Origin of the sequence: Alteromonas sp. W364 (assembly GCF_031846205.1) — a bacterium.
Classification (GTDB): Bacteria; Pseudomonadota; Gammaproteobacteria; order Enterobacterales; family Alteromonadaceae; genus Glaciecola; species Glaciecola blandensis.
This window is the reverse complement of the sequence record NZ_JAVRID010000009.1, coordinates 144,788-170,669: the sequence shown is the minus strand read 5'-3', so window position 1 is coordinate 170,669 and position 25,882 is coordinate 144,788. Positions and strand designations below refer to the sequence as shown.

Here is a 25,882-nt window from a genome sequence, read left to right as displayed (position 1 = left end):
TTATTTAATCTAGGGCGATGACGATAGGCTGCAAACTTGCTCGTTTAGCGCTGCTGACTGAGTAGGCAGGTTCGGTGCTAAGCCAAGTTGGTCGAAGCGAGCTTGCAACTTCGTTAAGGTTTCATCTGCGGCTTCTTCTTGCTGTTTAAATTGACGTAGCCGCTGTTGATTGTCAGTAAACATGCTTTCACACTTTTGTACAATAAACTGAGTTTTGGCATCAATTCTGTTCGGGCTTGAAGCGAGGCGTTTTTGCCAAGCTTCATATTTCGTTTTTAACTGTTGCTGTCCCTCTACTACACAGCTTTTAAATTCCTCAAGTTCATTACTGACAACTTCTACGCCGAGCGTTAGTTGGGCTTCATTTGCAACCTGACTAGCGCTCAGCGCCCTCAAAACAGCATCTTGTCTTTGATAGGTATATTCACTCACAGGAAGCAGGTCGTTACGACTACCTATTTCGGGCTTGAAGTTTGAGTTTGTATTTTGCACGAAGCGTAGAAACGATTGGGTAAAAATTTGTAATTGCTGCTTGCGCTGGCTATCTAATCTCCCAATTAATGCATCGAGGTTTGTTTTGTTGAGTTTTATAATCGAAGGTAGCAGTCGTACGGAGGGTATTTCCTGTTTAGCTATCGCTTCAGCAAAGCGAACGCTATTAAATGCGCGAGCGGCACACACATTTAGGGCTGTGGGTAAATGCTGCTCTATTTCGAGAACGTCGAAAGGTTTACTTTGTTCTGTTGCCGCGACTGTGATGTTTTTGCAATCACTTGCGTCATATATGGTTATTGCTTGTGCAAGATTTTCAGATGCAAGTTGTTGGTTGAAGTCGTCAATGGATTGGTTTTGTTGATTCAAGGACGTTTCCAAATTACGTTCTGCTATTGCTAAGTTGCGTTCCGCTGTGGCGATGTCTTGAGATAATAAGCGCCTGCCAGTGCTGGTAGCGACAAGTTGTGACCATTCAGCGTACTTAAAACGAGCGGTATCGAATTTGCCTGCATTTCGAAGAGGTATCGCTTGGCGATTCATTTGTAAATAAAGACAGACGTTTGATGAGGCTGGGATAGAGCGTAATTGATGAGGTAAGGAAAATACTTTCTTGCGTATTTCTGCAAATTGGTTATTTGAGCGTGACAATACTTGCCTTACTGGCTTTGAACGCCCACTTTGGTCAAGTTCAAGGTATTCGGCGACAAGCACTATGTTTTGTCTTGCGTACTGCTGTGCAAAGGGGTGATCTGCATCCCATGTAAATTCTATCTGTGACCCTTTACCTACCACTTCCGTGCCGAGTTGACTATTAAGCTCTGTACTGACGCAGCTTGCTAACATTAAGCAACTGAAGAGCATAGCCGCCACTACTTTGCGTCCGCGATATTTAGTTCGGTATTGGTACATTAGTAAATCCATATTCTGAGAGCGTTTCAAGGCTAAGATCGCTGGTGGCTAGGATACGGCTTTCAAACATAATTTTAAGTATCCTTATCGCTTCTGGAGCACGTCTTTTAAGCATGTTCTGATCATTGAGAGCATTCAAACCAACTAACATGTTTTGCATTGCATCGCGCTCTAGGCGCATTGTAATTTCGTGCGCTGCGCTGATACCTTCTTTTTGAATGCGGGCAACATCGACAGGCATTTGCTTTTCCAGGTATAACTGGAGGGCCCTGTCTCCATACCTAGCAAGAGCTCGCTTTATACCATTTGCTTCGCTTGAATTTGAAATAGAGTAAAGCCTTGCTCGAGGTGCGGGTTGTATCATTAGCCGGTAATACACAAATAGTCGACTAGCCCAACTTACTCCTTTTTGACGCATTTGCTCTTTGGCGACAGCCTGCAAATAGGCTTGCGGGTTGGAGAGTACTCTTTGCTCAAGTTGCGCTTGTGACTCGCCTCGTCTGCGCGGAATGCCATAGAGAACACCAGAATATGCATGTACTTGATATTTAGCACCACGTTCTATAGTCCTGATCAATCCACCTAAGAAAGCCACTGTGCATGAGCTAGCGCAAGAATCGCCGCTTTTTACCTTAACCATCGTGCCAGCTTCTCTTAAGTATAAACCTATCTGAACACCTTCCATGAGCACACCGCCGCCAGATTTCAACCAGACCTCATCAACACGCCGGTTGCGAAGAAAGTATCGAACCCGTTTTGCATCGCCCGATTCTACTGCGCCATTGTATATTAAGACTTGGCGACCATTTTTGGTTTCAACACTTATGTTGGCGGCATTACCGTAGTTCGCAAAGCACAAACTTAAGCCGAGAAAAATGACAAAGCGAAGCATATTATTACACAGTGACCGGTTGGTATGGACCGTTTGGTAAGCTTCTACAATACTTAACATAAACACTTTCAGAGCTACTGCCGTCAACCAAAGTATCTTCAATATCAACGCACTCTCTGTTTAGCGCACTTTCAGCATAGGTTTTAATCGGTTTTACCGTTCCTCTCAGGTTAGGGTTGCTGGGATCTTCATAAGTAGTCACTTGTGCAGAAGAAGCAGCTTGAAGCACTTGTTCACGACGTCGCTTTTCACCTTCTTCGGACAGCTTTTTATATATCGTGTTGCCAGCATAGTCAGCAAGCTTACAAAAGGTTAGAAACAAGCCCAATTGAAAGCCTTTCGTGTAAGTATCTATTTCTTTTGCTGAATACACGCGGTCTGTTTTCTCAAAGAATTTCTCAGCAAGTTTTTTACCCACATAGGCGCCAGCGATACCACCACCAGTACAGATAATAGCTCTTGTTCCCCAGCCAAGTTTGTCATCGCCGCCAGAGGTGCTCTGACATGCGCTCAAGAAGAATACGCAAGCGCTGACGAAGCATATTATAAGTGACTTTTTGGTTTTCATTTTCTTTCCCTGTTTTGGCTTTGTGAGTAGGTGTTTTTTTAAACACTTTATTTTTCACTCTAGGTATACTGGATATCAACTCATTAAACAAAGCCTCAAGACCCTAATTGACTGCTTGTTAGTCTTAACTGCCGTTAAGTGACGACATGTCAACTGAGCGAATTTGAATCATTAGGTCTGGAATTAAGGCAATAGATTGATTGTTTAATGTGCTGGATGCGTTTAAAAAACGTGCATATAAAAGTTTGCTTGTATATGATGTAGTCATCAAAAAATGCTAAATCAAACCACACACTCAATTCATGGAAACGAGAAAGAGAAAGCGAGGCATAAAAGCATCTAGAGTCAAGCTAGAGGCAGCAATGCTAGACGCAGGTATTGAAACGCAGTTTGCTCTTGCATCAAAAATAGCTGAGAGCGAGGGATTAGAAAAGATCCCTAAAGATCTTGTTAGCAAGGTCTTTCGAGAGCGCGCCGTCTCAACCCATAACTTAGCGAGAGTAGCAAAAGCACTTCAGGTTGAAGCTCACACAATCTACCTCTCTAGTGAGAGCACACCCTTTGAGCGAGTTGCTGATTTTCAAATCGAAAGTGAATTGGCTAGTCAGAGTGCAGAAGACAACGAAACCGATAAGATTAAATCAGCGCCTTTGGCAAGGGGCAGAACACGCGCCAAAGTAGTACTTTTTAGCGTTATTTTTCTTTTTATATGCGCTTTCGCCATTTACCTGACTGGGCATTCAAAACAAGCATCTGATCCTTCTGCTTTATCACTAGTCGCTCCCTTAGAATCAACAAATAAACGACTTATTGATAATCCGCTTGGTAAAGCATTGTTGCTTATCCAAACTCAAGATGAGCTTAAACATATTGGGATTCAGTTAGTCGATGTACTGCATAGTACCGATTTTATAGGCGCGGTGATGGTTACCGAACAACAAACTGCCGAGATGTCTCTACCCGAAATACTCAAAAAGTGGCAGGTTCACGGTGTATTGCACTTGTCTATGCTGGAATCAACGCATTATGCATCTATTCAAATGGAAATGGCTCATGCATCAAATCGAGCCCTTATTTTCGATCAAGTTGTCCATCAAGGTCTACTAGGTGAGAGCAGTTCTATTTTAGTGGCTCGTCTTCATGCTCACCTAAAGCAATTTGTGAGTGGCGAAAAAGTAGCCCTAGCATCTGCTATTTCAAAAACAAGCATGCAAAAATATTTAGAAGCTAAAGATACGCTTTACTTTGCTCACTCATACCAAGACCTAGACAAAGCGCTAACACTATTGAAGCAAGCTTTTCAAGAACAGCCTGACTTTGCGCAGGCCTACGCGGAGGCTTGCAGAGCTAAGGTCCAAATGAGTTGGCTGAAAGATGAAACAGCATCTTTGGCTTTAGCGACTACGTATTGTCAGCAAGCAGAGGAATACAATTCAATGGCGCCGGCAGTAATAAGCGCAAAAGCCGAATTGCTCTCGAGAACGGGAAGGGCGTTAGCGGCAGTTGAGCATTTGGAGCCAATATTAAGAGGCGCAATAAGCGATTCTGTTCATGACGCCTTTGACCCTGATGCGTTTGCGTTATTTGCGGAGCTGCTTCTAGTCTTCACCACCAGTGACGAGTTAGATTCAAGTGAAAGAGGGCATAGCGATGATGGAAACATTGCAGTCTATGCAGAAAAGGCCCTTTCAATTGCGCCTGACCATTGGCGCGCGATGAATACGCTTGGCAATTACTACTTTGCTAAGGGAGATATTCGTGCAGCGGCAAAGCGTTTTGCAAGTGCATCACTTGTCGTCAAACAACCAGTTATATTGGCTAACTTGGGTACGATGCAAATGTGCTTTGGTGAATTGGACAAGGCAAAACAAACGTATTTGGATCTGATCGATTCAGCTAGTAATACTTACCTTGCCTACGAAAACTTAGGTTCAGTATTAATGTTCGAGCACGACTTTGTTGGCGCCTTAAACTACAAGCTCAAGTCTATTAAGCTGCAACCGGATTTGGCTATTCACCAAGTGTGGGGGAGCTTAGCAGAAGTCTATTTACGCAACGGGAATAGCGAGCTGGCCTCTCAACACTATCAAAAAGCCTTGCGTATTGCTGAACGAGACGAGTTACTAGACAATACAAGCGCTGATGGACGCCTTTCTAAACTGTACTATCAAATGAAGTTGAATGTGATTGACCCAAACGGTTTTCAGTTTGATGATCTTGCGCGTAAAGCGAATAAATTTTTACAAAACAGCAGCGGCTTGGGATTAAAATCAAGAAGCCATTTAGCTTGGATTGCGGGTCAAATAGGTAAGGAAAAGGTAAAACAAGAAATATGGGCTAGTATTAGTCAGCTCTGTCCCGTCTATAAACAGTCTCCTGAACTCAACTTTGGTTAAGTATTCTCTTATACTTCCAGAGCTACTTATTTAATATACTCAGTTTTTATCAAAAAAATGTAACGCTTTCGAGCGCGTTCACATCTTAATATTTAAGTACACACAAAAAGGTTCAAATGAACGAGTTTTCGGCTTTTCGCCAAAGGATTGATAAAAGCATAATCATTAAAGCTCAGTCGGGTGACAGAAGAGCTTTAAAGTCGATCTATGAAACCTTTTTTACCGCAAGTTTCAAGTTGGTTTATCGCATCACAACAAGCAAAAGTGCGAGTGAAGATATTGTCCAAAATGGTTTTATCAAGGTGCTGACAAATATAGCAGCATTTAAGCACAATGGCAGTTTTGCTGGCTGGCTTAGGCAAATTATGGTGAACGAAGCACTTGGCTACCTAAGAAAGCATAAGAAGTTTACAGTTGAGCTTGAACTGAATCCTCAAACCAATGAAGAAAGACAGAGCCAGTTGCAAAGTCTTGATGTAGCCAATAACACGGTCTTTGACCAACCATGGTGGGAAGCTTGCAATGATTTATTTGTACTTATGAAAGACCTGAGTGTCGGTGCAAGAACAGTGTTGATATTGCATGAAATAGAAGGTTACTCACATAAAGAAATTGGTGCTTTTCTTGACAAAACAGAGAGTTTTTCAAAACAGGTACTGGCGAGAACAATGCTTAAACTGCGTGAACAAGTAACTCGAGAGGAAGCAAGAAATGCATCCAACAGCTAGCGAATTACAAGCATATAACGATGTTTTAAATGATACCCAAGAGGAAAACCTTGGTAATGTGGCCTCACATCTTCTTTCATGTGAATTATGTCAATCTCGTCTGCAGAACTTGCGAGAGTTTAGAGGCCGGATTGAGTTAGACACCCGGCCTGATCTCAATACAGTTAAACCGGCGTGGGAAGCAATCGAAGATGTATTGGATGCAGAATCAGATAGGCACTTTTTGTCTGACCTTACTGAAAAGACCATTGAGCCTAGTGCCCAGGGCAGTAGCAAGATAGTTGCTTTAGAACGCAAAGTGAATAAGCTCACGGCGGCATTAATTGCCCTAGTCGCTTGTTTCACTCTAGTGATAGCGTATCCATTCATAAGCCCATCTTCGTGGTTTGATGACCATTCGAAAAGTATGGAAACGACACTAGCAACCACGATTGCAGAGAATAACGAATTACAGCAACGTTTTAGTGCACTCGCACCTGATCACGTTTTTCAACAAGTGGGTTACTTCCGCTCTAAAAGAAACCTACAAATGTTGGATAAGCAAATCCAACTTGCGTATCTCGAGGAGCAAAGTATTGAACATAAAATTGTGCTTTGGGAGCAACGTAAGAAAATCATTTTGAACATGCTGGAGCAACACAATAAACCCGCAGTTATTATTATTTAACACAAGGATTAAGAATGAAAAAGATTATGAAAAATATGAAGTTAGTAATATCGCTTGTACTTTTCGTGCTAATTGGTTCCAACCAAGCGATGGCTTTGCAAACATCTGAAGAGTCCAAAGCACTGATGGATGATTTACTGACGAATATTAAACAGACCTTGTTAGCAGTCGCGAAAGCTGAGCAGGAAGCTGGAAGCAATATAGAAGACTTACACATAGAAATAGCAATACCAGCAAGCTTGTCTCCCAACCTGGGGCTTGTTTTGGAGCCGAATGATAATAAAGGCTTAAAGGTCTTATCTATTAGCCCAGGAAGTTTCGCTGAGCACTTAAAAATTCAGCAAGGTGATCATATTGTTTCCATCAATGAGGTTGGCTTGAAAATGGAGGGAGGAAGGGAGGTACTCAACGAGCTACAAGATATTACGCCGGGCGACAGCATTACTCTTGGTTTGGAGAGAAAAGGGGAAAGGTTAGAACTTACCAGTGTCGTCAATGGAGAGTACCTACCAGCGTTTAGACTGGAAGTAGGTCAGGCTGAATTAAGCAAAGAATTAGATGTCTCATCATTAAGCAACAAACTGGAATTGAGCGAAGATGCTTGCGGCACAGTGTCGGTGCTTTTTAGGCCCCCCGAAACAAAACGCCTATATAGCTTAATAATCACTCACATTAATGACCGTAAAGTATTATCGAGCAAAGCTAAATATCGCCTAGCACCCGGTAAATATACTTTGCGAGTGCAAGAACAAATTGATGATCCTTTGCTTAAAAGAAGAAGGGTGGTAAGCCAAAGACCAAAGCTACTTGAAGTCGAAGTAAAAGCAAATCAAACTTATTATTTAGCTGCAAAATTTATTACCGAAAAACGTCTGCGTCCGCAAACCAATGAGTTCTGGGAACCTTTAGTGTGGAAAGTAAAAGAAGATAGCGCCTGCAAGCTTTAGCAAATTATAGGTAGAACCACGCGAGCATCGTAATCACTACACTCGAATATAGGATTGAAATAGGTACACCCATTTTTACAAAGTCCTTGAATCGGTAATTAGTTGCTGAAAATACCAATAAGTTGGTTTGGTAACCGTAGGGGGAAATAAAGCTCGCACTTGCCGCAAATGCTACCGCTAATGCAAAAGGCATCAACGGCAAACTCATTGCCTGCACTATACCGTAGGCAAAAGGGAACATAAGTGCTGCAGCTGCGTTGTTTGTAACAAACTCTGTTAGCAATAGCGTCATTACATAGACTGCAATTAAAGCGACGACAGGCGGCATATCACCTATTATTGGTGATACACCTTCAGTTGCTAACAGTATGATGCCGCTTTCCTCTAATGCAGTGGCAAGGCTTAGCGCACCCACAATGACTAATATCAGATTAAGCGGTAGATTGCGTTTCACTTCAGAAATTGAGCTTACATTTATCAAAGCTAAACAGGCAATAAAGAAAAGTAGGCCAGTAGCAAGAGGTAATAGTGAACTTGCTGCTAATACAATCGTGCTGACAAAACCAAGCAAGGTAAAGATTTCCTGCCAAGGTTGCAGTTTGCGCGTAATTTTTTGTTCTGAAACCACGAAGAAGTTTTTGTTGATATTGTCGCGACCTTGAAAGTCAGCGCCAGTGGCGAGTAATAGAAAGTCACCGGCCTGCAACTTCAGCTCTCCCAATTTACCTGATATTTGTTCACCATCACGTCGTATGGCAACAACTGCGGCATCAAACAGCGCTCTGAAACCCACTTCTTTGAGGGTTTTATTAATGATAGGCGCTCGATTAGAAATAATGACTTCGGTTAAATTGTCGCGTAAGAGGCCATCGGCTTCAGCGAACATAGTTAAGCCTTTAATATGCGCAATATTGTCCATTTTTTTCACATTACCCGAGAATATAAGCTTATCATTCTCTTCGATAAGCATATCCGGCGTGACCGGTGAGATCACCACATTGCGACGTACAATTTCGATTAAAAACAGTTCAGGCAAGTTGCGCAGGTGGTTTTGCTCTACCGTCTTGCCTATAAGTTCTGAATCAGCCTCAACGTCGGCCTCTAACAAGTAACTCTGGTAGCTATTTTCATTGCTTGCGATATTGGGTAATAAAGGGCTTAACAAAAACAATAATACAGCACACAGTAAGCCTGCACTTAAACCGAAAATTGTAAAATCGAAGAAATTAAAACCTGGGTGGCCATGCTCAATTAAGAAACTATCAACAATTAAGTTGGTTGATGTACCCACTAAAGTGACGGTGCCGCCGAGTATTGCCGCATATGAAAGGGGAATGAGTAAACGCGATGGGGCATGCAATTGGTTCTGTTTAATCGGGCCGATTAAACTGGCCACAATAGCCGTGTTGTTGAGCAGTGCTGATGAGCTAAAGGTGACGGCAAACATGCGCCAAAAACTTTGCTTGAATGACTTTCTAACAATCGCTCTGCCCAAGCGCTTTATAAAGGCAGTTTTATCGATAGAGTGGCTCACCAATAATAGTAAAACTAGCGTCACTAAGCCCGTGTTTGTGACATTCTTTAATATTGCTTCAAAGCTGATTTGTTGGGTGAGCAATAATAAAAGCATACAGGCTGCAAAAATACTAGATGGACGTTTGTTAGTGAATGCGAGAGAAAAAATAGTACCAGCAAAAATAAACAATACGAGAATTTGCTCTAAAGACATGCTTAGTTACGTCCTGTTACTGGTATCGATGCCACGGTTACAACCTTTTATGAATTGGCTAATTGCCACAGTGTATATTGTTCAAAACACTAGAATAGCGTATTTCCTGCAGATATAAAAAAGCTTGTTTAGTCGTATTGCATCTTTAATAGCAATTTAATGACTAAACAAGCTTATATCCCACTAATCTGGCTTAAGCAGACTTACTTGCTGATGTCCATCGCATTCCAATGAGGGAAGTGCTTCCTGACCAACGCATTCATTTCTAGTTCAAACTCTGAATATTCATGCGATTTCACATTCAGTTCATGCTCTTTAATGATCATTCCTGCGCCAACAGTACTGTTGCTTAATCTGTCGATGATGATGAACGCGCCTGTTTTTCTGTTCTCAGTGTAAGGGTCGCAGGCAACATCTTGCGTCAGCTTAATATCTGCTACACCTATCTCATTCAAATTCAAATGCAAAGCATCGGTTTTTTCAAGCGTATTCACGTCGATTTGGTAGTCGATGCTAGCAATGCTTCCGGGCACCATTTTTGTCGCGAATTTAAAGCTATATTGTTTGTTTGGAATTAAGGCGTCTTCAGACATCCAAACCATGTGCGTTTTATACGCGTTTGAATGCAAAGGCAAGGCGTCAGACTTAACAATCATGTCGCCACGTGAAATATCAATTTCATCATTCAGCGTTAAGGTAACCGCATTTGGTGCATTTCCTTCTTCTAAATCACCGTCAAAAGTGTAGACACTCTTCACGGTCGACGTTTTTCCAGAAGGGAGCGCTGTTACTGCGTCTCCAGGCTTTATTGAACCTGAGACAATAGTACCCGCGAAGCCTCTAAAGTTGAGGTGAGGGCGATTGACATACTGCACAGGGAAGCGGAAGTCTTTATGTTGTTGCTCTGTGATTTGCATGCTCTCTAGCAATTCCATCAACAGTTCTCCCTTAAACCATTGTGTCTTTTCGCTGCGATTTACAACGTTATCACCTTCTAGCGCAGAGATTGGCACAAAACGAATATCAGGGATTGTAAGCTGCTTCGAAAACTCCATGTAGTCTTTCTGGATCTGTTCGTAAACATCTTGACGATATTCCATTAAATCCATTTTATTAATTGCAACAATGACGTGTTTGATCCCAAGCAAAGACACCAAAAATGAATGACGACGAGTCTGTGTTTTCACACCCTCTCTTGCATCAACCAAAATAATCGCCAAATCACAAGTGGATGCGCCGGTGACCATATTACGGGTATATTGCTCATGTCCAGGAGTGTCAGCAATGATGAATTTACGTTTTTCAGTACTAAAGTAACGATAGGCAACATCAATCGTAATGCCTTGCTCACGTTCAGACTGCAAGCCATCTACGAGTAGGGCCAAATCGACTTTTTCACCGGTAGTTCCTACTTTCTTGCTGTCTTTCGTGATCGCAGCAAGTTGGTCTTCATAAATCATTTTTGAGTCATGTAGCAAGCGCCCGATTAAAGTACTTTTACCATCGTCTACACTGCCGCATGTAAGGAATCGAAGTAGGTCCTTTTTTTCATGTTGTTCTAAGTACGACAAAATGTCGGTTTGTAATAATTCGTTTTCGTTATTCATGTTAAAAGCTTACCAAGAAAAATGGGTTTAATACGGAGTCTTTTTGGTTGTAGCGCAGGGGCGATGCATCGGGGTCCATTGGATTGTCTGGATCTAACACAGTCACCTTAGCACCTGCTGCAAGCGCTACGGCATGTGCGGCGCCGGTATCCCATTCGCTGGTAGGGCCAACTCGCGGATATAAATGCGCTTCGCCACTTGCCACTAAGCACAGTTTTAAGGAACTACCCATGGCAACTAGCTCAGTTTCGCCATCTAATCCATCTAAGATTTTATTTATCTCAGGACTTTGATGTGAGCGACTACCGACTACCTTCCAAGTGTCCCCAGTTTGATGTGCTTTTGCTTTTATTTCGTTTTTCGCGCCGTTTTCTTCGCAATAGGCACCTGAATCAACCTGACCGACATAGGTTTTATTGATAGCTGGCGCATGCACAACCCCAAAAGTGGGTTCACCATATTCGATTAATGCGATGTTAACGGTAAATTCACCGTTCTTCTTAATGAACTCTTTTGTGCCATCTAATGGGTCGACTAACCAATAGCGCACCCATGTTTTTCTCTCGTCCCATGGAATATTAGCCGACTCTTCAGATAAAATTGGGATTTCGGCAAGTGCCTGTAAACCATCGACAATGTGGTGATGAGCAGCTAAGTCGGCCTCTGTAAGCGGGCTCGAATCGGACTTATCGTAAATTTCGAAATCTTGCTGATAAATCTGCATGATTTTTTCGCCGGCTTCGACTGCAATGGTTTTCACCTTTTCAATCAATTCTGGTGTCATTTGAATATGGCTCATTACACATATCCCTTTGCAACTAGTAAATCAAACAAACGCTGGGCGGTTTCTTCAGGGCTTTCGTCTACATATTGCAAATGTACTTCAGGAGCTTCAGGAGCTTCATAGGCCGAATCAATACCAGTGAAATTACTAATATCGCCACTGCGCGCCTTTTTGTATAAACCTTTAGGGTCGCGTTGTTCACAAACCTCAATAGGAGTGTCGACGAAAACCTCTACAAACTCACCGGTCTCAAGAAGTGATCGACAATAGGCTCGATCAGCTTTAAACGGAGAGATGAATGCAGTGATAATGACGGTACCCGAATCGACAAAAAGTTTAGAGACTTCGCTAATGCGGCGAATATTCTCAACACGGTCTTTATCATCAAATCCAAGGTCGCCACACAGGCCATGTCTCACGTTGTCACCGTCTAACAAATAAGTTTTGCGCTGCTCGGAGAAAAGTTTCTTTTCTAATAAATTTGCGATAGTTGATTTGCCTGAACCTGATAAGCCCGTGAGCCAAATGACGGCCGGTTTTTGCTTAAGTGCTTTGGCTCTTTCTTGTTTGTTTACGGCATGTTCATGCCATACGATATTGGTAGACATTAGAAGTATCCCTCCATTTTCTTCTTCTCCATTGACCCAGAAGAATCATGATCGATAACTCGGCCTTGGCGCTCAGATGTTTTGGTCAGTAGCATTTCTTGAATCACTTCTGGCAAGGTGTCTGCTTCAGACTCCACGGCGCCAGTCAATGGATAGCAACCTAAGGTACGGAAACGAACAGAGCGCATTTCTGGCGTCTCACCTTCTTCCAATGGCATACGATCATCATCAACCATAAAATAAGTGCCATCACGCTTCACGACTGGGCGTGGCTTCGCTAAGTATAATGATGGGATTTCAATGTTTTCCAAGTAAATGTACTGCCAAATATCTAACTCAGTCCAGTTAGACATTGGGAATACACGAATACTCTCGCCTTTATTTATTTGGCTATTGTAGATATTCCATAACTCTGGACGTTGATTCTTAGGGTCCCAGCGATGGTTTTCATCTCTAAAAGAATACACGCGTTCTTTTGCGCGAGATTTTTCTTCATCACGTCGAGCGCCACCGAATGCAGCATCAAATTTGTATTGGTTGAGCGCTTGTTTTAGCGCGACTGTTTTCATGATGTCAGTGTGTTTTGCACTACCGTGCGTGAAAGGGCCAACGCCTTGCTCAACACCTTCTTGGTTGGTATGCACTAATAGGTTGAGATTATGCTTCTTCGCCATCTCATCCCTAAATTGAATCATTTCTTTAAACTTCCAAGTGGTGTCTACATGCAATAAAGGGAAGGGGATAGTACCTGGCGCAAAAGCTTTACGAGCTAGATGCAAAAGGACAGACGAATCTTTACCAACGCTGTATAGCATGACTGGGTTGTCAAATTCAGCTGCGACTTCTCTGAAAATGTGAATGCTTTCAGCCTCTAACTGCTTCAAGTGTGTAATTGAGGGTACTGAGGTTGTCATTGAACGACCGACTCCATAATGAAAGTTAATATGCCTAAAATCTATATATATAGAACTTTAGCATATTAGATTAATTTCAATTATGATAATTTGATATTTCTAATGCCTTATTGATAACCAAAACATCAGATATGTTGCAATTTTGTTATATATTGAGTGTTTAGGGCTATCGAGGAGCATTCAGGCTGTTATTAGGCAAGTTGCAGCACTTTTTCCTCTGCCCACATGGCCGCTTCTTCATACTCTTCTAAGATTTTTTGATAAGGGATATTGAGATCGTTACAGCTTTGTTCCATTTTTTGCCAATTACCTTGCTCGAAGTGCTTACAAAGCTGAACGCAATCAGATAACCACCCCTGATTATCGATCAAGGCGTGTTTGATATCGTCACTTAAAGGTAAGTCATTAATAACCATGTTGAGTTCAGTATCCAACATAGCGTCTAACAATGACATCATACCCGTTAAGAATGCTGATGAACTGTCATTTGCTTGATTGCAATAGGGAGCAAGTAACTCGCAAAATTTCGCTCGTTGAATGGAAAGTCTAATCAATTCTTGTGGCTTTTCGCTTGAAAACTGAGCGGCAAAAATAAGACTAACAAAACGCTCCAGCTCATTTTTCCCTAAAACTAAGACTGCCTGCTTTATCGTTTTGATCGCATTTTGACGTTTGAACATCGCCGTTTGCGTATATCGCAACAGCTTGAACGATAAGGTTACGTCCAGTTCGAATAGCTTGGTTATTTCGTTGAAGTCAGGCTCGGGTGATGATAATGCACTCATTAGGCTTGCAATTGAAGCTTGCCCGGGGGTGAGTGTCACACTCTTTATCACCTCAGGTCGGCTAAAAAAATAACCTTGGAACAACACAAAACCTTCGTCTTTCGCTTTTTTGAATTCGTCGTTAGTTTCAACTTTTTCGGCAAGTAACTTAATATGTGGATGCTGACGGACTGCGGCAAGCGTATCGTGCATGTCTTGCTTTGATATTTCGCGATAGTCTATTTTGACTATATCGATGAGTTTATAGAACGGCTCCCAATGTGCTTCATGAATAAAATCATCGAGCGCTAGGATATAGCCTTTTTGACGTAACTTTTTCAAAGCTCCATATAAGGAGTTGGTCGGTTTAACGGTTTCTAATATTTCCACTACTACCTTTTGATTTGGCAGTAGTTCGGGATACCCGCTTAATAGGCTTTGTTCAGTAAAATTAATAAAGGCGAGTTTGCCGTCTGATATCTTGTCTAAGCCAAGGTCAAACTGCAAACCCTCAATCATCTTTGATGTCGCTTTTTCTTGATCAACATCGGGAAATACGTTGTCTAGGCTAGTACGAAACAATAATTCGTAGCCATACAAGGCTTTCTCGCGATCTAAGATGGGTTGGCGCGCAGCAAAGAATCCCATGTTTTATTGAACAACCCCTACATTTTATTTTGTGCTTTCACTAGCATATCTATCGGCAAAATCTTGAAATAGTGTCGTGATATTTTTATTTTTCTCAGGTTTTATCTTTGAAACGATAATAATCACAAGGCTCGACACTATGAAGCCAGGGATGATCGCATATAAATCATCATTTAAAGAGGCTCCATTTTCACCTAATGGTGCATAAATCCATACTAATACAGTTGCCGCTCCAGAGATGATAGCGCCGATTGCGGCTGTTCTGCTCATGTTTTTCCATAGCAGCGAGAAGATCACTAAGGGCCCAAATGCTGCACCGAAGCCTGCCCAAGCATTGCTTACTAAGCTGAGGATACTGCTGTTTCTATCGAAAGCTAACATGATAGCCACTATAGCTACTGCAGCAACACTTATTCGGCCGATAACTACTTGTTTCTTTTCGCTACAGTCTTTTTCAATAAATGCTGCATATACGTCGCGAGTAAGTGAACTTGAAGTGACCAATAGCTGTGAAGATATTGTACTCATAATAGCAGCCAAGATGGCGGCGAGTAAGAAACCGCCAATGAGCGGATTAAAGAGAATTTGTGAGAGGGTGATGAATACCGTCTCAGGATCATCAAGTTGTTGCCCTGTTGCGTTCATATAAGCGAGACCAAACAAACCGGTCGATGCCGCACCAAATAGTGAAACGATCATCCATGACATGCCAATTCGTCTAGCTGCTGGCATTTGCTTGATGCTAGATATTGCCATGAAACGCACGATGATATGAGGTTGGCCAAAATAGCCCAAGCCCCACGACATTAGCGACACTATACCAATGAAGCTTAAAGCAACGCCAGTATTAGCATCAACAAATAAAGACACTAGATTCGGATCGGAGTCAGAGAGCGCAGTAATAGTGCTATTAATACCACCAAGCTCGAAAATAACCACAGTGGGAACCAATATCAAGGCAATGAACATAATCACGCCCTGCACAAAATCGGTCATGCTGACGGCCATGAATCCACCAATTAAGGTGTAACAAACCACAACGCCAGCCGTGATGTAAAGCCCCATTTCGTAGTTTAAGCCGAATGATGATTCGAATAATTTACCGCCAGCGGCGATACCTGAGCTGGTGTATAGCGTAAAAAATATAATGATGACAATGGACGCGATAATTCTGAGTGAGTGAGAGTCATCATGAAAACGGTTTTCAAAGTAGTCGGGTAGGGTAATGGCGTCTTTTGCGACTTCCGTGAAAACTCTGAGTCTAGGGGCAACCAGTAAATAGTTAAGCCATGCGCCGGCCACCAAGCCAAACGCTATCCAAAGTGAGGAAGCGCCGGAAAGGTACATGGCACCCGGTACCCCTAGCAACATCCAACCGCTCATGTCAGAAGCACCAGCGGATAAAGCGACGACCGGTGCGCTGAGCTTACGTCCACCTAACAAATAGCCTGAAGACGTTTCCTCATTGCTACGGTAGGCATAAACACCGATGCCAATCATTGCGATAAAATAGAGTGCTAAGGATATTAACGTACCAGTTTCCATGGGTCTCACTTTTGTCTATAAAATTCAAAACAATAGGGTAACAGATCGAGGTGTCTTTCTAAACCATTGGACAATATATAACAAAAAACCCGCAGCAAGGTGTCGTTAACGACCCGTGCTGCGGGTTTTATTAAAAACGTTTAGAACTTAGAAGGTAAACGCTGCTTTGGCTGTCTGCTGTAACTTAGCGACTTCGCTTTTGTCATCACCAACAATAATGATTTTGGCAGACTCAAGTAAAAATGAACTGCCAACAAGGTCGTCTTTACTAAAGTCTTCTTTTAGCTCTTTGCTTTCGTTGTCCGGGACAATAAACAGCGAAATTAAGCCTTTTTCACCTTTGATGATCATGTGTAGACTTTTAATTTTGTCTAAATAGCAGTAGTTAGCTGACACAACATCGCCAATTTCTTCGCTTAACTTGCCATTAAACGTTGCCATCTTTTCATTGATTTTATCGTTGGACACGCCAGCACCCGACATCATGATTTCTTTTTCCATGTATTCATGACTTACATGTGCAAAAACATCATTGGCTAAACCATTGTCACCTGCCAGCAATGTCATATAACCAATCCCCGCAAACATGGCTACTGAGGCGGCCATAGCGACATACCAAGGTCGCTTTTGGCGACGTTGCGTAAATTCATCCATACCTTGCCTAAGTATCAGTTTTTCAGCAAAATTCTCTGGTACAGGAATATTCATCGCCTGAACCATCTGAGCATCTAATGCTTTTACTTCATCCCAAAACGCTTGTTTTGATGGGTCGTCCATTGCTGCTTTAATCACATCAGGATCTTGTGTGTTTGGGTCAGCATAAATGGTGCGACGGAACGTTAACTCATCCATTTACCTGTTCTCCTGTAGTTTGGTCACCCAAAAGGGCTTCTTTAATTTGGTTTCTTGCTCTAAATAGTCTGGTCATTACCGTGTTTTTATTTAAATTAAGCTGCTCAGCAATTTCTTCGCCACTAAAACCCATTAATATCTGCATCATTAATGGCTCTCTATACTCTTCACTGAGTCCTGACATTATCCTACGTAACTCTCGATGCTCTAATGTGACATCACCAAAATCGTTGGGATCGGCTACAGCGACATCATCAATATCAACTAGGTCGAATTGCTTGCGTTCAAAGCGTCGTGCGTTTTCTCTGCGCAGGATAGTGATTAACCATGACTTTGCCGCAGCTTCGTCTTTGAGTGAATCAAGTGATTTCCATGCACGTAAGAATGTTTCTTGCACAACGTCTTCAGCAACCGCTTTGTCTTTTATAAGCCACATTGCATAGCGAAAAATATCGGCATGTAATGCTTTCACGAGGGCTTCATATCGTTTTTGTTTTTTCATCATGTCAGTAGAGACCGATGGTTTTTGGGTTTTATTTCGCGAGAACATGAAAATTCTTAATTTATTTTATGAGATAGCGCAGAATAGGGAGTTCACACTTTATGCAACTTCTCGTAATCACTATTGATTGAATTAAGAATACGTTATTTGGCGTGAGAGTTCGAATTTGATTTAGGGCATAAAAAAATCGCAAGTCAGTAAAGAAATGCGATTTTCTTAGAAAGTGCTAAATCTGAGCTTATTTCGTTGCCGCAATCCACTTATTTATTTTATCTTCTAAGATATCCATTGGCACCGGACCATCTTTGAGGATGGTGTCATGGAAGCCACGATAGTCAAATTTATCGCCAAGTTCAGCTTGTGCTTTTTCACGTAGTTCCATGATTTTTATCTTACCAATCAGGTAAGCGGTTGCTTGACCTGGCATGGCAATATATCGCTCAATGGCTTTCACCGAGTCGGCTTCAGGGTTTGGTGTGTTATCAATTAGGTATTGGATCGCTTTGTCACGACTCCATTTCATTTCATGAATACCTGTATCTACAACTAATCTGCAAGCGCGCCATAGCTCCATTGCTAGGCGACCGAAGTCAGAGTATGGGTCAACATAAAAACCCATATCTTTGCCAAGCTCTTCGGTGTACAGGCCCCATCCTTCTGTATAGGCAGTAAATGAGACATATTTTTGGAACTCAGGGATGCCTTCTAATTCTTGGGCAATAGCTCGTTGCATGTGGTGGCCAGGAATACCCTCATGATAAGCCAATGCTTCCATTTGATAGGTTGGCATACTTCTCATATCGTAAAGGTTTGCGTAGTAAGTTCCGGGACGGCTGCCGTCTTGCGAAGGACTCTGATAGAAAGCCTTACCTGCTGATTGCTCTCTGAATGCCTCGACACGTTTAACAACCATTCTGGCTTGTGGCTTTAATCCAAAATAGTCGTCTAGTTTTGCTTCCATCGCGTCAATATAGTCTTTGGCTTCAGCCATATAACGTTGGCGACCTTCTTCGCTGTCTTCATAATAAAACTGGTCATCGTTACGCATGAAAGTGAAAAACTCTTGAAGCGTGCCCTCAAACTTGACTTGCTTCATGATGTCGCGCATTTGATTGTGGATGCGTTCAACATTTGCAAGACCGATTTGATGTACTTGTTCTGCATTCAGGTCGGTGGTAGTAAACCAATTCAATCGGTTCTGGTACCATTCACTGCCATTAGGCAAGCGCCAAACACCGTCACCTTCAGGCGTCAGTAATCGTTGGGTGCTTAATTCTTGCATAAGCTTTTCATAGGCCGGTTTGACAGAGCCTGTCAGTGCCTCATTGGCAGATGCGATCAAGCCACCTTTTTCCGCATTACTTAGCCCGATAGCATCTAGCTTTTGTTTAAAGTCAGCAAGAATCGTGGAATCATATGGACTTTCGAAGAACGGATTGCCTTTAACCACGTTTGCTGAAGCTTGGATCATTTGATCATACGCCCATCGAGGAGGGAAAACGCCCAGCTCTTGACGAATTTTTAGTTGTTCAACAACTTGGTCGAACAACGGTGCGACATTGTTGAGACGAGCAATGTAAGCTTCTGCATCTGACACATCTTCAATGCGATGGATATTGATTAGGAAACTAGGAACAACCGTGTGCCACGCTCTAAACTGATGCATGACATAGGTATGATGTCTAAATTCGTCATTCGCTAGCTTACGCTCAATATCGGCAATGTAGAGTTGCAAGCTTAACTTTTCAGTTTCGCTAAGTGTTGATTCGTCAAACGCTTTTGCTTGGCTTAACCTAGTTTCCATTAAGCTGCGGGTTTCGTCAGCGTGGGCATCTGAAATATCACCCCACTTGTCATAGTCCCACTTCAGCCCTAAATAACTTTGCGCCATTGGCGAACGTTTCAAATCAGTTTCACGGCTTTGCTCAAAAAAAGCGGCGAGTTTTTCTGATTCCGTTTCTGGTGCTTTCTCAACCGCAGCGCTTCCAGCATTATTTTGCGCTGTTTCGTTGTTGGGAGCTGGGCTGCATGCGCCAAGTGCAAAAACTAAACTAGACACCGCGAATAATCGCAGGCCTGTTTCGATAGTTTTAGATCCTTTTGGCTTTGATGAATTTAATGTTTTCACTCGCTGCTTCATAGTTTGTCGTTCGCTTATTTTTATTAGATGCCTTTAGATTACAGTATAGAACAGATTAAATCACGCGATCCACCCGTTGCGGCTGCCTCAAGTATTTGATTCACTTTGAGGGTATAAGGCTAATGACTCGGATTTTTTCTGGCTATTTTGTAAGTATTTCTGGCGCAATGCCGCCAGGTTTTCTATGAGTTTTGTCGCGCTAGCCTCAGATTCAGGAGCATCTGCACTTGCACTGTATGACGAGGCAACCCATTGATTAAAGTTGACTAAGCAATCCTGTGCTTCAAGTGCAGTCAAGGTTTGTGCAATTGAGCCTACTTGTTCGTTGCTGATGTAGGAAAGCCAGTGGCGTAATGTCTGATTTGTCTGATGTTGATTACCTTGCGCAATCGCCTTTTGAAGTAAAGCCCACGTGGCTTTTTCGTCTGCATTGTCAGATTCTATTTGTATAAAACCCTTATCTCGCTTTCTATTTTTTGCACTTTCGATAAGTTTCAACCCACCTTGGGTGAACAGCACTATAGCGAAAATGATCACGCTCAGTAGCCAAAGAATGAACAAACTAATGTGCAACCAGTCAATTCTAAACTCATCATTTTGCGCCGTCAGAGTACTTGCATTGTTATCAGGCTTTTTATTTTCAGCTTGAATCGGCTCAATGGACGAACTTGATGTTGTTGCTGCTTGCACTTGAATGCTGCGCGCCGGTAATTTCGCATACTCCGTTTGTTTGGTGACAATATTGAACCAAGGTACGACTACTTCACCCAGCACAAAAGTACCAGGGCGATTAGGAATAATTGCTTCACTGTGAATACGTTGAGCGTAAAGGATACCATTGCGGTCTACAGTTGCGGTATTCGCTTGGTCTGGATAAGTTTTAAAGTCTGGAGGGTAAATGCCCGTAATATCAGGTAACTGTTCTTCAACCAGACCCGCAGCAGTCAGTGTAATGGTTCGAGTGATCGGTTGGCCAACAACGAATTGATCTGTTGACCCTTGCCACTCTTCATTCAGGGTGACAAATTCACTGGGTAGCCAATGCTCTGTATAGCTTTGTGGTATGGGCAAAACGGTCAATTGAATGGCGTTCGATGAGCGGTTTATTGGTTTGGTTCTTGAAATGAACCCAAAAGATTGACGACTGTCAGTTAAGGCTTCTCCTTGAAAGACTGTGCCACTGACTGTAAAAGCGCCGCTTTGTTGTGGAATAATGGCATAGGTCCGTTCAATAACACGATATTGCACACCATTGACCAAGTCTTCATATTCCTTGTCTTCACCAATTTGTTTGATGATCGCATTTTCTAGCTCGGGGCCCTGTATGCTGCCGCGTTGAATATTTTTTCGCATGTACAGTTTGGTGGTGTATTTAACCTGTTGCTGCAAATAAACTTCATCCATATCGACATCAGAACGGATAAAGAAGTCTCTAGGTGTCGAGCCTTGGCTAGATCCTATTGGCATAACGATGAGTTCGATAGGTTTGCTGGTTTTTCCGTCAACGGTAATCGCTGGAATGGTAAACTTTCCTGTCGAACGCGGGAATAACTGCGTTACCCAAGTGGTTGTTTTAGTGGTGACGAAATTAACCGAGCGTGTCGATTGACTCACTGAGGTGTTAGATAAGCGAAAGTCTTTTTCGAGTATAGATAAATCTAATTCATTTGATGAAGGGCTACCTTGCGCACTGACAATGAGTTGTACTGCTTCATCGACTAAAATTGGATTTTTATCTAGTGATACCCTTAAATCAGTGATCTGAGCGTGAGTCGCTATGGGTAATAGCAGTGTTAAAAAAGCAACTAAGCGAATAGTCCAAGCTGAGTTGAATTTCATTCTTACCAATCCTTCTTATTTGGGCGATTAAGTCTTTCTCTACGACGTTGTTGTGATTCCAAAAGCATTTTTCTCTGTAATAAGTATGCAGGGTCATCGGGTACTTTGTTCATTAGCATTTGCATTCGTTGCATTTGTTCCCGCTGCTCTGGCGTCATGTCTTCTTCAGATACCTGTTGAACAGCTGCTTGTTGTTCTTCGGGTTTCTCGTTCTCGGCTTCTTCACCAGCCTGTTGTGCATTTTGCTCTTGTTCGTTTTGTTGTTCTTCTGTTGGTTCTGGTTGTTCTTGTCCCTGCTCATCTTTGGGTTCGCCGTTATTGCCGCTTTGTTGCGACTCAGACTCTTGTTCTTGATCATCGCCTTGCTCTGAGCCTTGGTCTTGTTGCTGGTTCTGCTCGCCGTTTTGGCTTTGATCACCATCTTGCTGCTGACCGTCTTGCTGTTCTTGTTGATTCTGCTCACCAGAAGAGTCTTGATCAGAGTTTTCGGAGTCCTGCTTTTCCTGTTGCTCTTGCTGCTCTAGGAGTTCTTCAATGAGTTTTTTATTCGCCATTGCGTTCGCATGACCAGGATGAAGCGCTAAGGCCTTTTCAAATTGAGCAATTGCGTCTTGTAGTTGACCGAGCTTGGCTAGAGTATTTCCTTGATTGTAGTGAGATTCAGCGCCGGGAACTTGTTGGAACGCTTCTAAGGCCGCTTCATAATTTTGTTGTTTGTATAAAGCCGCACCTTTCCACATTTGGTTTTTAAATAATTGGCTGGCGGTCTCGTAATCTTCATTTTGATATGAGTCAACGCCTTGCTGGTCTGCATTCTTAAAAACTTTGTCGTACCATTGCTGTGCAAATACTTGTTCTGAAGGCAGCATAAATGTGAATGCCAATGTAACGACTAATAGACCTTTCCTAAAAGCCAGCAATGCAAAGGGGAGAATGAGGAGTACGATGAATGCGCCCATATCTTGCCACTGGTCACCTTCACCAATAATGTCATTATTGACTTGATCTTGCTCGAGTACTAGAGGTGATAACAGCATATTTTCAATATCGCTGTCATTGATTTGAACTGGGGTGTAGCGTCCAGCAGTATTGCCAATAACCTGATTGAATAGGTCACTTTGTAGTGTTGGCAGAACAATGTTACCTCTAGTGTCTTTGAGAAAGCCACCGTCTAAAAGCTTTATTGGAGCACCAACTTTCGTACCCACGCCCAAGGCTGAATAGCGGTAAGGGGAGCGGCTAACAAATTCACGAAGCTCTTCAACATCTTCAGGGTCTATACCGTCGGATATCCAATAAATCTCGCCTTTTGTGTAGCCCGCAGATGCCAGCAGTTGCTCAGCCGTTTCAAAGGCAATAATTGGTACGCTGCCAGGAATAGGCATTATTTCAGGGCGTAAACTTGGCACTAGGGCTGTGATATTGCTTGGGTCAGCTGTCAATGGACTGACAGTAAATGCATCGCCAGCATAGACGACTAAACCTACTTCACCGTCGTCTAGCATATTGAGCAAATCAATAGTCTTAAACTTAGCAATTGATAAACGATCTGGTTTCAAGTCAGTGGCGCGCATAGACATCGACATGTCCAAAATGACCACTTTACCCGTTTCAACTTGATAAACCGGTTGAGGAAGCTTTTCCCATGTAGGGCCTGCCATTGCTACAGATGCAAGTATCCAAGCGAAGGCCAGCAAAAAGAAAGGGGGTTTACTCGCTTTTTTGTCTTTTGATATGACTAGGTGCTGATATAAGTGTGAAGAGACTAAGCCCTGCCATCCACTTTTTTTCGCATTTACTTTACTAAGTAAGAATGCAATGAATAACAAAGGAATGATCGCATAAAGCCATTCAGGACGAATGAAGTGGAATGCTTGCCAATCAATCATACTTGCTCTCCCTTTGTTTGTGTTGACGAGCGGCTTAACCACTGAGTAAAGAGATAAACTAAGGCGTATAAAATGCTAATGATTATAGCTACACCAAGTGGTAAGAAAAATAAAGATGTGAGCGGTCTGAGCTTTTGACCTTCTCCTTGAATTGGTTCAAGGGTATCTAATGTGGCATAAATACGTTCCATTTCTTCAGCATCTCTGGCTCTGAAGTATTGCCCTCCCGTGCTCTCGGCTAGTTGCGTAAGGAGCTTTTCGTCGAGATCCTGTGAAGGATTATACGATCTGCGACCAAACAAACTATTAATGACCATTTCATCAGCGCCTACCCCGATAGTATAGATCGTGATATTTTTATTCACAGCCAGCTCATTCGCTTGCTCTGGTGATAAATTACCAGCAGTATTTTGCCCGTCCGTTAATAGGATCAGCACGCGGTTAGAGGTTTCTTTATTGTCATAGCGTTTCGCCGCTAAACCAACTGCGTCGCCAATGGCTGTTTTTTCACCCACTAGGCCAATCACCGCCTCATCAAGCAGCGTGGCTACGGTTGAGCGATCAAAAGTAAGTGGCGCTTGCAAATAAGCAGTGTCAGCAAATAGTATCAGGCCAAGGCGATCACCAACTCTACGCTCAATAAAGTCTGTAAGAACATGCTTGGTCATGACTAAACGGTTTACTGTGCTACCTTCCACTTGCATATCTTCTTGTTTCATTGAGCCAGACAAGTCCACGGCTATCATAAGGTCCCGACCTTCATTTGGGATCGCAATCGGTTCACCGAGCCATTGTGGCCTTGCTGCAGCGGCAACTAAACAACACCAAATTAGGCTTGCTAGCAATAGACGTCCTCGTGCGCGCCTAGGTGCTTGAGTGCTGCTGGTCCCCAAAGTGAGATAATTTGGTACTAACAAGGCTGCAGATTCAGATTGGTTTTTTTTTGGCAGTAAAAAATAGACTAGTAGGGGCAGTGGCAAAGCTGCTAATACCCAAATCCAAGCGAACTCAAACATCCTGACTCCTTGGTGGAAGGGCTTTATTCAACCACTCATTGACTGCATTACTGGCAGACTCAGGATCAATATTGACATCAGCTTGGTACAAGCTCTCAGTCAATAAACGTAGGGTGTTTTTTTGTGTATCGTTAAGGTCATGTTGTGAGAACAAAAATTGCAACCAGGCTTGTCCGTGCATCGCGCTCAGATTTTTATTAGGGAAGTAGTGAATACATGCCGCTCTAAGTACACGATGAATTTCCTCTAGAGCGCTTGTTTCAGTCAATGGAATTGCCCGCAACGTTAGCAGTGCTTTGCGTTTTACGCGACGTTTTTGGCGATACTTTATTGTTGCGTAGCTTGCTGCAATCAAAGTCATACAGGCAACGATTATTAACACCCACCATCCCCAAGCCAAGGGCCAGTAAGACACCTCATTGCCGACACTAATATCTGCTAGGTTTTCCAATGCTTGATCTAAAGGGTTCATAGTAACTCCCCCATATCTCTATTATTCAGTTGAAGCTCAAGTGGCAGACCGGCAGACACTGTTCTCAGCGGGATAGCATAGCGAGCAAAGGCTGACTTTATCTCTGCGAAATGGGCTGCTTGGCGATCTGCATAGTCTTGGCTAGATTGTGCCTCGCCCACGTTAATCTGTTGGCGTGATATGCCATTAGTTACACTCAAACTTTGCTTGATATTGGTTTGTGGCAAGGCAACTTCCATTGGGTCATTCACTAGCATCGCTTTTATTTCACAATGTCTATTAATATTGCCGATGGTGGCCATCGCCTCGTCTGATAAGCCATTGAAGTCGCTGATTAAGTAGACTAATGCACCGGGTTTCGCCACATGTTGCAGCCTTCGGATTGCTTGAGTGAAAACCGCTTGGGCGTCTACTTTCTTGGCTTCGAAACTGGGCCGGTGGATATCTACAAGTCCTTGCATAAACGTTAAAGCACTTTTCGCCTGTGCTTTGGGTTTTAATTCAATATCTTGTTCATTATTGAATATTAGTCCACCCACTTTATCGCCTCGCTGGATAGCATTCCAAGTGATCAATGAGGACAGGTGAGCTGCTTGAACCGATTTACATAAATACGCAGTACCGAAATACATAGATTGTGAAAAGTCGGTAAACACAAATACTGGACGGTCTCTTTCTTCCCTAAATACTTTGGTGTGTGTTTTTCCTGTGCGAGCAGTTACGCGCCAGTCGATACTACGAATGTCGTCACCGGCTTGATAGTGTCGTGCTTCATCAAACTCCATCCCACGACCTTTAATTTTGGAGCGGTCGCCACCAGAAAGTGCCCCAGCGATATCTCTACTTGGACTTAAATTCAGTAAGTTTGACAAGGAGCGGTACTCTAATAATTCAGGCAGAGTTAACTCCACGCCATTGGTCTTATATTTAGCCAGCCATTCAGGCACCATTGGATTCATCGATTTACCAAC

At 42.8% G+C, this 25,882-nt stretch carries 22 protein-coding genes; 4 read left to right on the top strand and 18 right to left on the bottom strand.

What is annotated here, in order from left to right; all coding sequences use genetic code 11:
* Positions 1–9 precede the first annotated feature (9 nt).
* The 3 genes from RM556_RS14785 to RM556_RS14775 are packed head-to-tail and all read right to left on the bottom strand — an operon-like array spanning position 10 to position 2,864.
* On the bottom strand, positions 10–1,404 hold the full coding sequence (locus tag RM556_RS14785) for a hypothetical protein (RefSeq protein ID WP_311374970.1): 1,395 nt from the start codon (positions 1,402–1,404) through the stop codon (positions 10–12).
* A complete protein-coding gene (locus RM556_RS14780; protein WP_311359772.1) occupies positions 1,385–2,356 on the bottom strand; it encodes a hypothetical protein in 972 nt (323 codons plus the stop codon). The genes RM556_RS14785 and RM556_RS14780 overlap by 20 nt, the downstream gene beginning before the upstream one ends.
* The gene (locus RM556_RS14775) at positions 2,301–2,864 is read right to left on the bottom strand and encodes a hypothetical protein (protein WP_311374969.1); all 564 of its coding nucleotides are present in this window, start codon (positions 2,862–2,864) and stop codon (positions 2,301–2,303) included. The genes RM556_RS14780 and RM556_RS14775 overlap by 56 nt, the downstream gene beginning before the upstream one ends.
* 302 nt (positions 2,865–3,166) lie before the next feature.
* On the opposite strand from RM556_RS14775, the gene RM556_RS14770 reads away from it, so the two are divergent.
* From RM556_RS14770 to RM556_RS14755, 4 genes are all read left to right on the top strand, one after another.
* Positions 3,167–5,260 carry a hypothetical protein gene (locus tag RM556_RS14770; protein WP_311374968.1) on the top strand — a complete coding sequence of 698 codons (2,094 nt, stop codon included), beginning with the start codon at positions 3,167–3,169 and terminating at the stop codon, positions 5,258–5,260.
* A 116-nt stretch (positions 5,261–5,376) separates the two neighbouring features.
* Entirely contained in the window at positions 5,377–5,988 is a 612-nt protein-coding gene (locus RM556_RS14765; RefSeq protein ID WP_311359775.1) for an RNA polymerase sigma factor, read from the top strand.
* The gene (locus tag RM556_RS14760; RefSeq protein WP_311374967.1) at positions 5,972–6,655 is read left to right on the top strand and encodes a hypothetical protein; all 684 of its coding nucleotides are present in this window, start codon (positions 5,972–5,974) and stop codon (positions 6,653–6,655) included. Before RM556_RS14765 ends, RM556_RS14760 begins: the two co-directional genes overlap by 17 nt.
* A gap of 14 nt (positions 6,656–6,669) precedes the next feature.
* Positions 6,670–7,602, top strand: coding sequence for a PDZ domain-containing protein (locus RM556_RS14755; protein ID WP_311374966.1), 933 nt, complete (start codon positions 6,670–6,672; stop codon positions 7,600–7,602).
* Positions 7,603–7,606: 4 nt separating this feature from the next.
* Here RM556_RS14755 and RM556_RS14750 read toward each other — a convergent pair whose 3' ends face one another.
* From RM556_RS14750 to RM556_RS14680, 15 genes are all read right to left on the bottom strand, one after another.
* Positions 7,607–9,331 (bottom strand): SLC13 family permease, encoded by a 1,725-nt coding sequence (locus tag RM556_RS14750; protein ID WP_311374965.1) that lies wholly within the window; start codon positions 9,329–9,331, stop codon positions 7,607–7,609.
* Between the two features lie 203 nt (positions 9,332–9,534).
* The gene (gene cysN, locus RM556_RS14745; RefSeq protein ID WP_311374964.1) at positions 9,535–10,938 is read right to left on the bottom strand and encodes a sulfate adenylyltransferase subunit CysN; all 1,404 of its coding nucleotides are present in this window, start codon (positions 10,936–10,938) and stop codon (positions 9,535–9,537) included.
* Position 10,939: 1 nt separating this feature from the next.
* The gene (gene cysQ / locus RM556_RS14740) at positions 10,940–11,737 is read right to left on the bottom strand and encodes a 3'(2'),5'-bisphosphate nucleotidase CysQ (RefSeq protein ID WP_311374963.1); all 798 of its coding nucleotides are present in this window, start codon (positions 11,735–11,737) and stop codon (positions 10,940–10,942) included.
* A complete protein-coding gene (cysC, locus tag RM556_RS14735) occupies positions 11,737–12,330 on the bottom strand; it encodes an adenylyl-sulfate kinase (RefSeq protein WP_311359781.1) in 594 nt (197 codons plus the stop codon). The genes cysQ and cysC overlap by 1 nt, the downstream gene beginning before the upstream one ends.
* The gene (cysD, locus tag RM556_RS14730; RefSeq protein ID WP_311359782.1) at positions 12,330–13,244 is read right to left on the bottom strand and encodes a sulfate adenylyltransferase subunit CysD; all 915 of its coding nucleotides are present in this window, start codon (positions 13,242–13,244) and stop codon (positions 12,330–12,332) included. The genes cysC and cysD overlap by 1 nt, the downstream gene beginning before the upstream one ends.
* Before the next feature lie 191 nt (positions 13,245–13,435).
* Positions 13,436–14,656, bottom strand: coding sequence for an HDOD domain-containing protein (locus RM556_RS14725; RefSeq protein WP_311374962.1), 1,221 nt, complete (start codon positions 14,654–14,656; stop codon positions 13,436–13,438).
* 24 nt (positions 14,657–14,680) lie between these two features.
* Positions 14,681–16,201, bottom strand: coding sequence for a sodium/proline symporter PutP (gene putP / locus RM556_RS14720; protein WP_311374961.1), 1,521 nt, complete (start codon positions 16,199–16,201; stop codon positions 14,681–14,683).
* A gap of 147 nt (positions 16,202–16,348) precedes the next feature.
* Positions 16,349–17,053 (bottom strand): DUF3379 family protein, encoded by a 705-nt coding sequence (locus RM556_RS14715; protein WP_311359786.1) that lies wholly within the window; start codon positions 17,051–17,053, stop codon positions 16,349–16,351.
* Complete coding sequence (locus tag RM556_RS14710; protein WP_311374960.1) at positions 17,046–17,603, bottom strand: sigma-70 family RNA polymerase sigma factor; 558 nt, start codon at positions 17,601–17,603, stop codon at positions 17,046–17,048. Before RM556_RS14710 ends, RM556_RS14715 begins: the two co-directional genes overlap by 8 nt.
* A 190-nt stretch (positions 17,604–17,793) precedes the next feature.
* Positions 17,794–19,683, bottom strand: coding sequence for a DUF885 domain-containing protein (locus RM556_RS14705; protein WP_311374959.1), 1,890 nt, complete (start codon positions 19,681–19,683; stop codon positions 17,794–17,796).
* Positions 19,684–19,782: 99 nt separating this feature from the next.
* On the bottom strand, positions 19,783–21,534 hold the full coding sequence (locus RM556_RS14700; RefSeq protein WP_311374958.1) for a BatD family protein: 1,752 nt from the start codon (positions 21,532–21,534) through the stop codon (positions 19,783–19,785).
* 2 nt (positions 21,535–21,536) lie between these two features.
* Complete coding sequence (locus RM556_RS14695; RefSeq protein WP_311374957.1) at positions 21,537–23,423, bottom strand: tetratricopeptide repeat protein; 1,887 nt, start codon at positions 23,421–23,423, stop codon at positions 21,537–21,539.
* Positions 23,420–24,439 carry a VWA domain-containing protein gene (locus RM556_RS14690; RefSeq protein ID WP_311359791.1) on the bottom strand — a complete coding sequence of 340 codons (1,020 nt, stop codon included), beginning with the start codon at positions 24,437–24,439 and terminating at the stop codon, positions 23,420–23,422. Before RM556_RS14690 ends, RM556_RS14695 begins: the two co-directional genes overlap by 4 nt.
* Entirely contained in the window at positions 24,432–24,911 is a 480-nt protein-coding gene (locus RM556_RS14685) for a DUF4381 domain-containing protein (protein WP_311374956.1), read from the bottom strand. Before RM556_RS14685 ends, RM556_RS14690 begins: the two co-directional genes overlap by 8 nt.
* Positions 24,908–25,870, bottom strand: coding sequence for a DUF58 domain-containing protein (locus RM556_RS14680; protein WP_311359793.1), 963 nt, complete (start codon positions 25,868–25,870; stop codon positions 24,908–24,910). Before RM556_RS14680 ends, RM556_RS14685 begins: the two co-directional genes overlap by 4 nt.
* Positions 25,871–25,882 lie beyond the last annotated feature (12 nt).